Raw genomic sequence first — 12,502 nt, forward strand, 5'->3', positions numbered from 1 at the left:
CAGCCGTCGGGTTGTCGAAGGGACTGCTGCGGCTGTCGGTGGGACGTCGACGCTCAACGCTCGGATCCGCGACGGCGCGACAGCAGACGCGCGTTGCGACGTAGGCGGGGAGAGCAGCACGACCCGACGCCGGCGGTCACGAGCGCTGATGCGGCGGCCCAGCCAAGGGCCCATCCGCTCGGAGCGGTGTAGTTCGCGATCGCCGCTGCTGTTGCTCCAGTGAGGAGCGCGGTCAGCGCAGGAGCCCCCACGGCACCCACGAGATCTGTCACACGGATCGGCGTCCGATGGGCGACCCAGAGAAAGCCGGGCACAGCCGTCGCGACGGTCACGATCGACGTCGCCAACACCATGGTCTGCAGGCCGACGACGGGACCGAGTGCGAAGCAGAGGACGAGCAACGGGCGGTTGACCAGGACGTCCCATCTGGTCTGCCGTGCGGCCACGCCCGACGCGAGCGCGAGGACGGAGGTTCCCCCCGCGATCACCAGCCCGAACGCAGCAGGGAGCATCGCCAGGAACAGCGGGACCGTGCCGGACCACTGAGGCCCGAACGCGAACTCGACGATCGGCGCTGCGAGCGCGACGCACGTGGCGAAGGCCGGCCAGAGCGTCGCGCTCGCGAGGTTGAGGACAGCGACGAAGGCTGTACGGAAGCGCTCAGGCTGGTCCTGGAGCCGACCGAGTACCGGAACGGCGATCCGCCGGAGCGGACCGTTGACCTGTTCGAGCGGTAGCGTCACGAGCTGGGCAGCCTGTACGTAGAACCCTGCGGCTGCCTGACCGAACAAGACTGCCACGAACACACGATCGAGACTCCGGACAGCCCATTCGAGCACCTGCGTGAGTGAAGCGTTCGCGGCGAAGACGAGCTGCTTGCGCATCTGTCGGAGCGGCTCACGCGGTCCGGGCCGCCACGGCGAGAGCAGTCTGATGGACAGGCAGAGGACCGCGGCGTACCCGGCTGCCTGGACGAGGAGCGCCGAAGCACCTCCGCCCGTTGCCGCGACGGCGATCGCCAGGGTCGCGGAGACGAGCGCTGCACTGATCTCTGCGAGGCCGACAGCGCCGAGTCGGAGGTTTCGGACGAGGACCGCAGTGGGAACGGCGCTGTACCCGGCCATCACGTAGACGGCGGCCATGGCGAACGGACCCCACCTGCCTCCTGCAAGCGTGAGAGCTGCGGGTGACGCCCCGACGATCACCCAGGCTGCGCCCAGTGAGAGACCCACAACGACAGCGATGCGGTGCAGCATGCTCGCAGCAGACGGAGTCAGGGCCGAGTCATGGGCGATGAGCCAGGTGATACCGCCAGATCGAAGCACTTCGGCGGCGGTCACCGCGACCAGCAGCGCAGCCGCTGCCCCGTACTCATCGGGACCGATCAGCCGGGCGACCACGATCATCGCCGTCAGTTGGACGGCGAAACGCGCCCATGACGTCGCCGCAGAACGGAGACCACCCGCAGCGGCCGTCGGCCCGCTGGGGTGCGCGTCCGCCCAGTCCACACCAGTAGTGCGCCGGGGCGACGTCATGAGCGCGTCTTCTCCACGGTGGGCGTCAGTGCTGGACGGCGTTCGAGGAGCCCTGGTCGTCGACCTCTGGCTTCGACTTCGTGGTGACTCGGTTCCCGTCTCCGGTGATCGTGACGCTGCCGATCGACGGAGCGTCGATGCCGTTGATGGCACCGTTCACGGTCAGTTCCTCGGTCACACCGAGGTGGATCACCGCGTTGCTCGTGTTGATCGTGACCCGGGCGCAGTCCGGGACAGTGACGTCCTTGTTGTTCACGTCTTCGACGATCGCCGAGCCGTCCTCACAGCGGACCTCGGTCTTCTCGAGAGCCGGAAGCGTGGGCTTCGCTGTCGGGTTGGCGGTACGGATGTCCGTCGGACGTGGTGACGCCGAAGCGGTCGGCGACGTCTTGTCGCCGTCGGGGGCAGAGTCCGCGGAGCAGCCGGAGACTGTTGCGGTTGCTAGAGCGAGGATGAAGACGGTGGTGATGTGACTGGCACGCATGGTGGTTCCCTTCCTGGATACTTCAGCATAGCATGTGAAATACAAAAGGGCACCCGAAGAGGGTGCCCTTTCGTCTCCTCCGGGCTTCGCTTACCCGGTGATGGTGATGCCGATGTTGGTGTAGCTGTACTTGCCACCCTTGGTCAGCTGGCGCGCCCAGAACTGGTACGGGCCGGCCGGCAGGTCGAGTGCAGTGGTGAGCTCCCAGTTGCCGTCGGTTGCGGTCGTGCTGCCGAAGACGCTGTCAGAGGTGAAGTCCGTACCGGTGACCGTGACCAGGGAGTCGGCCAGTGCCGTGCCGCGGAAGGTGATCGGGCCGGTACCGGTGATCGTGCCCCCGGTGGGGCTGGTGAAGGCGAGATCACCTTCCTGGCCGTAGTCGAGGTTCACGGTGGTCGGCTCGGAGACCTGTTCACCGAGCTGCTGGGTGATGCTGAACTCCTGGTCGCCGTAGCCGACCCGCGTCGGATCGATGCCGATGTTGTAGAGCCCGGACGGCTCCGTGATCGTGGTCCGGCCGATCTCGTCACCGTCGGTGTCATGGGCGATCACGGTCGCACCGGGCGTCCCGATCCCGGCGATCCCGGCCCACTGCGCATCGTCCTCGGGGAAGTACCCCTCCGCGGTCGGCTTCGCCGTCACGGGCGGAGCGACGTGGACGTTCACGGGGGCGTACTCGATCTTGCCGCCCTTGGTGCGCTGGTTGACCCAGAACTGGTACCCACCGTCGGGGAGGGTGATGTCGGAGTTCGTGATCTCCCAGGTGCCGTCCTCGACCGAGGCCGTGCCGACCTCGGTGAAGTCGACACCGCGGACCTGGACGACACCACCCTGGTTGCCGGTGCCGGTGAAGCGCAGCGGCGAGCCCGGGATGGAAGTGCCCTCGGACGGGGTGGTGAAGGCCGGGGCGTTCTGGCCGTAGTCCAGACGGACCGTGGTCGCGGCGGAGACCTGCTCACCCGTCTGCTGGGTGATGGAGAACTCCTGGTCGCCGTAGCCGACCTTCGTCGGATCGATGCCGATGTTGTAGAGCCCGGACGGCTCCGTGATCGTGGTGCGGCCGATCTCGTCATCGTTCGCGTCGCGGGCGATCACCGTCGCACCGGGGGTTCCGATGCCCGCGATGCCCGCCCACTCCGAGACGTTGCTCGGGAAGTAGCCCTCGGCAGTCGGCGCGGCGGCGGTCGGGGACGTCACCGTGACGTTGAGCTGGGCGTACTCGATCTTGCCGCCCTTGGTGCGCTGGTTGACCCAGAGCTGGTACCCGCCGTTGGGCAGGGTGATGTCGGAGTTCGTGATCTCCCAGGTGCCGTCCTCGACCGAGGCCGTGCCGACCTCGGTGAGGTCGACACCGCGGACCTGGACGACACCACCCTCGTTGCCGGTGCCGGTGAAGCGCAGCGGCGAGTTCGGGATGGAACTGCCTTCGGACGGGGTGGTGAAGGCCGGGGCGTTCTGGCCGTAGTCCAGGTGCACCGTCGCGGCAGGGGACACCGAGCTGCCCGTGCTCTGGGTGACGAGGAACTCCTGGTCGCCGTAGCCGACCTTCGACGGATCGATGCCGATGTTGTAGAGCCCGGACGGCTCCGTGATCGTGGTGCGGCCGACCTCGTCACCGTCGGTGTTGTGGGCGATCACGGTCGACCCCATCGCCCCGATGCCTGCGATCCCGGCCCATTCCGAGACGGCCTCCGGGAAGTACCCCTCAGCGGTCGGGGCATCGAGCTGCGACTTGCCCGGGTTGACGGTCACCTCGGCGGTGGTGACGTTGTTGCCCTTCGAGACGCCAGCGACGACGAGCTGGTACTCGCGGTCCTCGAGGTCGTTCAGCACGATGCGGTAGCCGTTGGTCGCGGTCGCCTGGCCGAGGACGACCCGGGGGTTGCCCTTCTCGTAGACGCGGATGAGCGAGTTCGTCTGGGCAGTGCCCGAGACGACGAGCGGCTGCCCGGCGTCGAGCTCCGCGCCGTTCTCCGGGCTCGAGACGGCGACACCGGCGCCGTAGGGGATCGTGACGTCCTGCGGGGTCGCGTCCTCGTCGCGGATCTCCTGCGTCGCGGTGAGTTCGTAGTCACCCGCGGCGTTCGGGGCGTTGACGGGGACCTCGAAGGAGCCGTCCTCACCGGTCATGGTCGTCGCGACCTGCTTGGTGCCGCTCTTGACCTTGATGGTGGTGTTCTTGCTGGCCGACCCGGTGAGCTTGGCGACCGCTTCGACGTTCGCGTCGGAGAGCTCCGGCTGGACCGACAGCGGCGTGACCGGCAGGTCCACGTCGACGTCGCTCTCGGCGATGAGCTCAGCGCCGTTGTAGGCCTTGAGGTGCACCGACGTGTTGCCCAGCGCGAGGGCGCTGAGGGCCTGCGACCACTTGCCGTCCTTCGCGGCGGCGTTGTAGGTCTTCTTCTTGCTGTCCTTGTCGAGGTAGGAGACCTCGACGTCGGTTGCCTCGTCCGGCGCCACGCCGTCGAGCAGAGCCGTCCCGGCCTCGAGATCGACGTCCTGCACGTCGGCACTCAGGCCGACGAGAGTAGCGGGCAGATCGACGAACGGGTTGACCACGGGAGTCGGGACCGAGCTGACGTTGAAGCGCAAGCTCGATGGGTTGCCGAAGGTTCTGGTCAGGTTGCCCGGAAGCCACGTCTCCCCCAGGGGGGCGTAGTACGACGTGTTACCTGCCGACTTGAGCGTGCCGCTGTCCACGGTCCATTCCTGGGGTTTCCAGCTGAACGTCGTGCACGCCTTGGTGTCGACCAGCCAGCGCCTCTGGGTCGTGTCCGAGGTCTGCGAGCTCGTCAAGCACTGCGTCCCGACTCGGAGTTGCCAGTAGTCCACGCCGTCGACCTCGCGCGAGAACGTGGCCTTGATCGGAACAGCGTTGCGCTTCGCTTCTTCGATCGTCGTGGCGAGGCGGACCTCGGCCGGACTGCGGTCCGACAGGTATGCGTAGCCTTCCGTCTGCTCGGCGATCAGCTGGAAGGTGGCGCCCTCTTCGCCGAATCCGTTCTCGTGCGTCGACGACGCCTTGGTCTCGGTCGCGGCGCCGGCCGGCATGATGCCGAACCCGAGTCCGCTGATGACGGTCGTCGCGGCCAGGACGCCAGCGCCCAGCTTCCCGACGGTCTTCTTCTTGGCCATCTGTGTGGTGTCTCTCTGTTCGTGACGGGACATCCCGGACCCCACGGCTGCGGAGTGTCGGGAGCGGATCAGGCCGCGACTCCGCGGCAGAGAACGAATATATCACATCTGAATACGGAATAGCACTAGGGTCCTCCTGACCACGTTCCCTGAGGAAGAGGACATCGATGCACCGTCCACCCCTGATCCGCACCGCGGCGCTCGCCGCGGTCGGCCTGACGATCGCTGCGCTGCTGACACCGGCGGCAGCGACAGCAGCGCCGACAGACCCGACGGCTCCGGCCGCGCCCGCAACACAGGCACCCGCCCCCCAGAGCCGCACCGTCGCCAACCAGCCCACCGGCGTCAGCCTCACCGCGATCGACTCCCGGACGTACCGCGTCACCGGCACGCCGCACTGCGGCCTGTTCGAGTCGCCGTGCCAGATCCACGTCGGCAACGTCGGCGGCGACTACCACTGGGACGGCGGGACCTCGACCGCGGTGTTCGCCAACTGGCGCTACGGCGAAGCGAAGACCCCGGAGTTCTGGACCTACGGCTGCACGCTGTTCGGCTGCAAGGACTCCGCGCACGTCCGGGGCAACCCGGTCGTCCGTCCGTTCCCGGACCAGAAGCTCACGGCGAGCGTCGTGCGGCAGGACGACGCGCAGCGGACCGTGACGGTCAGCGGCAACGCGACCGGCGGCGCCGAGGTCCGCCGGAACGACAACCGGATCGCGACGGCGACGTCGGCCGACCCGGGGGTCTGGAGCGCGACGGTCTCCGGGCTCTCGGTCGGCTGGAACACCCTCGTGTTCGAGCAGTACGTCCGCGGCACCTACAAGGGCCAGGCGCTCGTCTCGGTCCAGATCGCTGCGCCGACCCAGCCGGAACGCATCGTGGGGGACAGCGGCAGCGCCACCCTCGAGCGGGCTGCGACGACCCCGGTGTCGGCGTCCTTCACCCCACGCTCGGCCTTCTCGACGCCGTCCGGGTCGATCGAGTTCCACGCCCCGGCGGGCACCACCTTCGCGACGGGCCAGGACCGACAGCGCGGGCAGCGGTTGTCGGGCGGCTCGTGGTCGGACTTCAGCGGGGACACCCTGGTGAGCGGTGTCCGGTCCGCGGACGGTCGGACCTACCGGTACTCCCTGGCGAACCGTGACTGGGGTGTCGCGAACGGCCAGCGGTTCCGCTTCACCATGGGTGTCGAGACACCACTGGGCATCACCCAGACCTCGAGCTCGATGACGGCTCGCCTGGTCGGGTCGATCGCCGCCGGGTCGTTCGACACCACGGCGACGGTCCGGACGACGGTGAACGACAAGGCCCTCACCGCGCGGGTGACGGACGTCGACCAGTCCGCGCGCAGTGCCACGCTCGAGGGCACCACGCCGGCCCGGACGACCGACCTCGAGATCACCTGGACACGCAACGGTCAGCAGACCACCCGGCGCATCCAGCCGACGAGCCCGGGAGCCTGGACGGCCGCGCTCGACGGGCTCGAGTACGGCGCGAACACGGTCCGGGTCGAGGCGTTCGCCAACACCACGTCGATCGGCTCGACGGACGTGCAGGTGGAGGTCCCGCGTCCGGACTTCAGCGCCACCGCCCGGTTCGATGACGACGTGGACGTCCCGGTCGTGGTCGGCGGCTCCGGTGCCACCGGGTCGACCGTCGAGTTGTCCGACGGGCAGACCAGCGTCGCCGTCGTCCCGGTGCGTGACGGACGCTGGGAGGTCTCGCTCCCCGCTCCGGACCGCGGTGGTGTGCGGACGCTCCGCGCCGAACAGCGCCAGGGCGGCCAGGTGACCGACCGGGCCGACGTGTCGATCGACTACGGCGCCGCCGTACGGATCACCTCGCCCGGGGACGGCTTCATGGTCTCGCCGGTCTTCCCGGAGGTCCTGGTGACCGGTCGCGCAGCCGACGGGGCGATCGTCACCCTGACCGACCGGAACGCGCCGGGCGTCGTCCTCGGTCGGGCGGTGGCCCGTGATGACGGCACGTGGGCGGTCAGGACGCCCGCCCTCGACGACCAGGACCACCTGCTGGTGGCTACGGCTCGTTCCCGTGGCGCGAACACCACGACGACGACGCTCTCCATCGTCGGTACTCCCTGACCGGAGGCCGTCACCAGGGTGCGCCGACCGGCTCCCGCGGGACCGGTCGGCGCACCCTGCTGGGAGTTCTCGGAGCGCTCGCTGAGGGGCGAGGAGTTGGATGGACGGCATGACCACCGTTCCGAACATCACGCTCAACGACGGACGCACGATCCCCCAGCTCGGCTTCGGCGTCTACCAGATCGATCCCGCCGAGACGAAGGCCGCGACCCTGGCCGCGCTCGAGGTCGGGTACCGCCACATCGACACCGCCGAGATGTACGGCAACGAGAAGGAGGTCGGCGAGGCGATCGCGGAGTCCGGCATCGACCGTTCCGAGATCTTCGTCACGTCGAAGCTCAACAACGGCTTCCACGCCCCCGAACTCGCTGCCGAGAACGGCAAGAAGTCGGCCGACCTGCTCGGCGGCTACACCGACCTGTTCCTCATCCACTGGCCTCTGCCGACCGTCTCGGACTTCGTCCCGACGTGGAAGGCCCTCGAGGAGCTCTACCACGCCGGCACCAGCCGCAGCATCGGTGTGAGCAACTTCCAGGCCCACCACCTCAACCGCCTCGCCGCGGAGACGACCGTCACCCCGGCCGTCAACCAGATCGAGGTGCACCCGTACCTCGCGCAGGAGGAGCTCCGCGCCTACGGCCGCGAGCACGGCATCGCCACCGAGGCCTGGTCCCCGATCGCACAGGGTCTCGTCCTCGACGACGAGACCATCGTCCGCATCGCGGGCGCCACGGGCAAGACCCCGGCGCAGGTCGTCCTCCGCTGGCACATCCAGCGCGGCGACATCGTCTTCCCGAAGTCGGTCACCCGTTCGCGCGTCGAGGAGAACTTCGCGATCTTCGACTTCGAGCTCTCCGATGAGGACATGACGGACATCACGGTGCTCGACAAGGGTCACCGCACCGGCCCGGACCCCGACACGTTCGACTACGTCCCGGCGTAGTCCGATCCGACACGACGAAGCCCCTGCACCGATCGGTGCGGGGGCTTCGTCGTGTCGAGCGGGGTCAGCCGGTGGCGACCGAGGCGGTCACCGTGAACTTCGCGGTGCGCACGACCTGTCGGGTCGGGCCGACCAGGCGTTCGAGGACCGGGCGGTACCGCAGGTGCGAGTTCCAGACGCACCACAGTTCGCCGCCGGCCTGGAGGATCGTGGCCGCGTTCCGGAACATCGCCTCGGCTGCGTCGGTGCTCACCGTGGTGCCCTCGTGGAATGGTGGGTTGCACAGCACGAGCTGGGCGCTGCCGGCGTCGATCTCGTCCCCGGCGTCGCTGCGGAGGACCCGGACCCGGTCGGCGACGCCGTTCGCCTCGGCGGTCGCGGTGGTCGAGGCGACCGCGGTCGAGGTGACGTCCGTCGCGATGACCCGGACGGCCGGCCGGCGACGTGCGAGCTCGACCGCGATGACGCCGTTGCCGCTGCCGAGGTCCACTGCGGTCCGGGCCGTGGGCACCGCGTCGTCCATCGCCTCGAGCAGCACCCGCGTCCCGAGGTCGAGTGATGCCCCGGCGAACACCCCACCGTGCGCAGCGATCGTCATGCCGAGTTCGTCGAGGTGCACGCGCCGGGGCCACGGAGCGGTGACGGCAGCGCGGGCAGCAGCGGCGGCGAGGGGGTCCTGCGCGACGAGCAGTCGGCTCTTGCCCCGACCGCGCGAGGCCGTGACGTCGCCGAAGTACCGACTGAGGACGTCGTTCTGCGACAGGGTCATGTGCTTGTTGACGCCGCCGCAGAGCAGCACCACGTCGGGGGCGGCCCACCGCGCGACGGCCCGGGCGACCTCGTCCAGCCGGTCGTTCGACTTCGGCAGGCGGAGCAGCACGAGTCGGACGTTCCGGAAGGCGTCCTCGAGGCTCCGGGGATGGGTGAAACCACGGCGTCCGAACGTGCCGGCGGCGGCGCCGAGAGCCCGCTCGCTCGTCAGGGAGTCCTGCACGACACGGATGCCGTCGGCTCCGTGCAGGGACAGCAGCCCGAGCGTCAGGACGCCGTACCGGTCGTCGACGACCGCGACCTCGCCGGGTTGCCGGAGTGCGTCGCCGTGCACGTGCGGCGCCTCGTCGAGCAGGAACCGGTCCGTGCCGTCGATGGTCATCAGGTCCGGCCCACGATCGGCGGGGGAACGGCGGAAGTGGTCCGCGAAGTCGAATGACGGCACGGTCCGAGGGTAACCGGGCCGGACTGGCATCCGGACCACACAACGGGAAGCAGTGGTATGTCACACGCGACACAGACCGTTCTGGACCCTACGCTCGTGAGTTCCCGGACCGTCCGGGCCTGGTCGAGCAGCGAGAGTGCCGATGTTCCCACCGCGACACGACACCAGGCCGCTGCTGCGCGACCTCGCCCGTGAGCGCCTCCGCGCCGAGATCATGAGCGGGGCGGTCGTCCCCGGGCAGCGGCTCGACGACCAGGAGCTCGCCGCGCGCCTCGGGTGTTCGCGGACGCCGGTGCGCGAGGCCTTGGCCGACCTGGCACACCTCGGGCTCGTCGAGCTCCGGCCGAACCGCTACACCAGGGTGGCGGTCCCCGCGCAGGAGGACGTCGTCCCGGCACTCCAGGCCCTCGGGCTGCTCTTCGGCGGTGTGGTCCGGGTCACGGTGCCGCGACTGGGTGACCGGAGTCGCAGTGCGGTCTTCCGGCGACTCGGCGTGCTGCTCGACTGCCTCGAGGCGCCGTCGTGGCAGCCGGCTGCGGACGCGGCGACGCCGATCTACCGCACGTTCATCGACGAGTGCCGGAACCCGATGGTGACGGCGGCGCTCCGCGGCTCCCTCGACGGGCTGGTGTTCCGGCTCCGGCACCGCGACCTGCGATCGGCTCTGCCCTGGCCGGACATCCGGAACAGCCTCATCGCCCTGCGCGTGGCGATCGACGTCCGCGACGGTCGACTCGCTGAGCGTGCGACCTGGTCAGCGCACCTGCTGCCGGACCCCGCCGGTCCGGATCCGGACCGGGACGACGTCGGGTGCGATCGTGTGTGAGACGTGTCTGCGCGTGACCGGCGGGTGCTCAGCGCTGCGGACGGTAGAGCACGACCGCGTTGTTGCGCTGCGGGCGGGCACCGGCGCGGAGGGAGACGGCGGCGCCGGTCGCGGTCGCCGCGAACACACGGGCACCCGGCCGGCTGATGAGCTGGTCGGCGAGGGCGCGCTCGAGGTCGCGGACGCGAGCCCGCAACAGGGTGTTCTCGTTCTCGAGCTCGAGCACCCGGCGGATCCCCTCGAGGGACACCCCCTCCGAGCCCAGTCGCGCGATCTCCCGCAGCTGGGTGATGTCGCGCATCGAGTACCGCCGAGAGCCGCCGCGGGTCCGACCGGGGATGACGAGCCCGAGCCGGTCGTACTGCCGGAGGGTCTGCGGGTGCATCTCCGCGAGCTCCGCCGCGACCGCGATCGCGAAGACGGGGGAGTGTTCGTCCAGGTCGGCCATCGGGCGCTCCTTCCGTCGGGTGTCGCATGTGTCGGTGTCGATGTGGGGCCGGCCGGGAGGCTCGGTGCCGGTTCCTGACGGAGCCGCACCGTGCCTCCCGGCCGGGTCGGACGCGACGCTAGCCGCGTGCCTTGGCGAGGAGGTCCTCGCGGGGGTCCTCGTCGGGCAGGGCGGCCGCGAGAGCGTCGAGCGCCTCGCGTGCCTTGTCCGACAGGTGGGACGGGACCGCGACCTGGACGGTGGCGAGCAGGTCGCCGGTGCCGTTCTTGGTCGTGACCCCGCGCCCCTTGACGCGCAGGACGCGCCCGGACGGCGTGCCCGGGGCGACCCGTAGCTTGACGGTCGGACCGCCGAGCGTCGGGACCTCGATCGTGGCGCCGAGCGCGGCCTCGACGAACGTCACGGGGACGTCGATCCGCAGGTTCAGGCCGTCGCGCTCGAACACCGGGTGCTTCCGGACGGTGACGGCGACCACGAGGTCACCGGCTTCACCGCCGTCGGGGCTCGGTTCGCCACGCCCGCGCAGCCGGATCTTCTGGCCGTCGGCCACCCCCGCGGGGATGCGGACGTTCACCTGCCGGCCGTTCCCCTGCGCGAGCTTGACGGTGTCGCCGGCGATCGCGGTGGCGAAGTCCAGGGTCGTCGTCGCGGTGACGTCGCGCCCCTTCGTCGGGCCGCCGAAGCCGCGGAAGCCGCCGGTGTTCTGGCCGAAGCCACCGCCGCCGAACATGCCGCCGAGGATGTCCTCGAAGCCGCCGGCACCGCCGCCGCCCTGACCGAAGCGGACGCGCTGTCCGCCACCGCCCTGGCCGCCGCCGAACATGCCGCCGAACACGTCCTCGAAGCCGCCCTGACCGCCCGGACCACCCGCGGTGAAGCGGGCGCCGGAGCCCATGGCGCGGACCTGGTCGTACTCTGCGCGCTGCTCCTTGTCGGAGAGCACCGAGTACGCCTCGCTCAGTTCCTTGAACTTCGCCTCGGCGGCTGCGTCACCCGGGTTGGAGTCCGGGTGGTACTGCCGCGCGAGCTTCCGGTACGTCTTCTTGAGCTCAGCTTCGGATGCGTCCTTCGACACGCCGAGCACGGCGTAGAAGTCCTTGTCGAACCAGTCCTGACTGGCCACGGCTCACCTCCCTTCTTCCGTCGCCGGCACTCAGGCCGGGACCGCCACCGCGACCTTGGCGGCACGGATGACGCGGTCGCCGAGCTTGTAGCCCGGCTCCACGACGTCCGCCACGGTCTGGCTGGTGGCGCCCGGCGTGGGCAGCTGGACGATGGCCTCGTGCACGTTCGGGTCGAAGGACTCGCCCTTCTCGCCGATCTGCACGAGCTTGAACCGGTCGAACCCGCCGCGGATCTTCTGCGCGATGACGTGCATCGGGCCGTCGGTCAGGTCACCGTGCGCCTCGGCACGGTTCAGGTCGTCGAGGGCGGGGAGCAGTGCCCGCACGACCTCGGCGATGACGACCTCGCGGTTGGCGTCCCGGTCACGCTCGACGCGCTTCCGGAAGTTCACGAGCTCGGCCTGCGCACGGAGCATGTCCGTCCGCATCTCGGCGACCAGGTCGCGGTCGGACGGCGAGAGCCGGTCCTCGGCGATGCCGGAGGCGGCATCGGCGAGGAGTGCCTCGTCCTCTGGGCTGAGGTCGTCGGCCGGGCCACCGGCCGCGGGGCCGTCGACCGGGACCTCGACGTCGGGACCCTCGGCCTCGATGAGGTCCTCGGGCTCGGTCGCGTTGGTGGCGTCGCCCTCGACCTGCGGGTCCTGGGCGTCGTCGACGTTGCCGTTGTCGTTGTTCGGGTCAGCCATCGG

The 12,502-nt window shown here is 69.9% G+C and carries 10 protein-coding genes; 3 read left to right on the forward strand and 7 right to left on the reverse strand.

What is annotated here, in order from left to right:
* Positions 1-53: 53 nt before the first annotated feature.
* The 3 genes from SOM35_RS11615 to SOM35_RS11625 all read right to left on the reverse strand — a co-directional run bounded on the left by SOM35_RS11615 (position 54) and on the right by SOM35_RS11625 (position 5,154).
* On the reverse strand, positions 54-1,535 hold the full coding sequence (locus SOM35_RS11615) for an oligosaccharide flippase family protein (RefSeq protein WP_320515494.1): 1,482 nt from the start codon (positions 1,533-1,535) through the stop codon (positions 54-56).
* A gap of 25 nt (positions 1,536-1,560) precedes the next feature.
* Entirely contained in the window at positions 1,561-2,019 is a 459-nt protein-coding gene (locus tag SOM35_RS11620; protein ID WP_320515495.1) for a DUF3060 domain-containing protein, read from the reverse strand.
* A gap of 90 nt (positions 2,020-2,109) precedes the next feature.
* On the reverse strand, positions 2,110-5,154 hold the full coding sequence (locus SOM35_RS11625) for a hypothetical protein (protein ID WP_320515496.1): 3,045 nt from the start codon (positions 5,152-5,154) through the stop codon (positions 2,110-2,112).
* Between the two features lie 167 nt (positions 5,155-5,321).
* Between SOM35_RS11625 and SOM35_RS11630 the strand changes: the two genes are divergently transcribed.
* Together SOM35_RS11630 and SOM35_RS11635 are read left to right on the forward strand one after the other, a co-directional pair.
* On the forward strand, positions 5,322-7,256 hold the full coding sequence (locus tag SOM35_RS11630; RefSeq protein WP_320515497.1) for an Ig-like domain-containing protein: 1,935 nt from the start codon (positions 5,322-5,324) through the stop codon (positions 7,254-7,256).
* Between the two features lie 109 nt (positions 7,257-7,365).
* A complete protein-coding gene (locus SOM35_RS11635; protein WP_290156389.1) occupies positions 7,366-8,199 on the forward strand; it encodes an aldo/keto reductase in 834 nt (277 codons plus the stop codon).
* A gap of 64 nt (positions 8,200-8,263) precedes the next feature.
* Here the strand turns inward: SOM35_RS11635 and SOM35_RS11640 are convergent, their stop codons facing one another.
* Positions 8,264-9,415: a class I SAM-dependent methyltransferase gene (locus SOM35_RS11640; protein WP_320515498.1), complete on the reverse strand. Its 1,152-nt coding sequence runs from the start codon at positions 9,413-9,415 to the stop codon at positions 8,264-8,266.
* A 142-nt stretch (positions 9,416-9,557) separates the two neighbouring features.
* Between SOM35_RS11640 and SOM35_RS11645 the strand changes: the two genes are divergently transcribed.
* On the forward strand, positions 9,558-10,241 hold the full coding sequence (locus SOM35_RS11645) for a GntR family transcriptional regulator (RefSeq protein ID WP_320515499.1): 684 nt from the start codon (positions 9,558-9,560) through the stop codon (positions 10,239-10,241).
* Between the two features lie 28 nt (positions 10,242-10,269).
* On the opposite strand, the gene SOM35_RS11650 is transcribed toward SOM35_RS11645, so the two are convergent.
* The 3 genes from SOM35_RS11650 to SOM35_RS11660 form a co-directional block, all read right to left on the reverse strand.
* Positions 10,270-10,689: a heat shock protein transcriptional repressor HspR gene (locus SOM35_RS11650; RefSeq protein ID WP_320515500.1), complete on the reverse strand. Its 420-nt coding sequence runs from the start codon at positions 10,687-10,689 to the stop codon at positions 10,270-10,272.
* A gap of 118 nt (positions 10,690-10,807) precedes the next feature.
* The gene (locus SOM35_RS11655; protein WP_111075871.1) at positions 10,808-11,812 is read right to left on the reverse strand and encodes a DnaJ C-terminal domain-containing protein; all 1,005 of its coding nucleotides are present in this window, start codon (positions 11,810-11,812) and stop codon (positions 10,808-10,810) included.
* 30 nt (positions 11,813-11,842) lie between these two features.
* Positions 11,843-12,499, reverse strand: a complete 657-nt coding sequence (locus tag SOM35_RS11660; RefSeq protein WP_111075872.1) for a nucleotide exchange factor GrpE — start codon at positions 12,497-12,499, stop codon at positions 11,843-11,845.
* Between the last annotated feature and the right edge of the window lie 3 nt (positions 12,500-12,502).

Source organism: Curtobacterium sp. CFBP9011 (assembly GCF_034045095.1).
In the GTDB taxonomy this organism is placed as follows: Bacteria; Actinomycetota; Actinomycetes; order Actinomycetales; family Microbacteriaceae; genus Curtobacterium.

What these genes read in the sequence shown, in the direction of transcription:
- SOM35_RS11615 (WP_320515494.1), bottom strand. Translation starts at nt 1,535, where the DNA reads ATGACGTCGCCCCGGCGCACTACTGGTGTGGACTGGGCGGACGCGCAC.
- SOM35_RS11620 (WP_320515495.1), bottom strand. Translation starts at nt 2,019, where the DNA reads ATGCGTGCCAGTCACATCACCACCGTCTTCATCCTCGCTCTAGCAACC.
- SOM35_RS11625 (WP_320515496.1), bottom strand. Translation starts at nt 5,154, where the DNA reads ATGGCCAAGAAGAAGACCGTCGGGAAGCTGGGCGCTGGCGTCCTGGCC.
- SOM35_RS11630 (WP_320515497.1), top strand. Translation starts at nt 5,322, where the DNA reads ATGCACCGTCCACCCCTGATCCGCACCGCGGCGCTCGCCGCGGTCGGC.
- SOM35_RS11635 (WP_290156389.1), top strand. Translation starts at nt 7,366, where the DNA reads ATGACCACCGTTCCGAACATCACGCTCAACGACGGACGCACGATCCCC.
- SOM35_RS11645 (WP_320515499.1), top strand. Translation starts at nt 9,558, where the DNA reads ATGTTCCCACCGCGACACGACACCAGGCCGCTGCTGCGCGACCTCGCC.
- SOM35_RS11650 (WP_320515500.1), bottom strand. Translation starts at nt 10,689, where the DNA reads ATGGCCGACCTGGACGAACACTCCCCCGTCTTCGCGATCGCGGTCGCG.
- SOM35_RS11660 (WP_111075872.1), bottom strand. Translation starts at nt 12,499, where the DNA reads ATGGCTGACCCGAACAACGACAACGGCAACGTCGACGACGCCCAGGAC.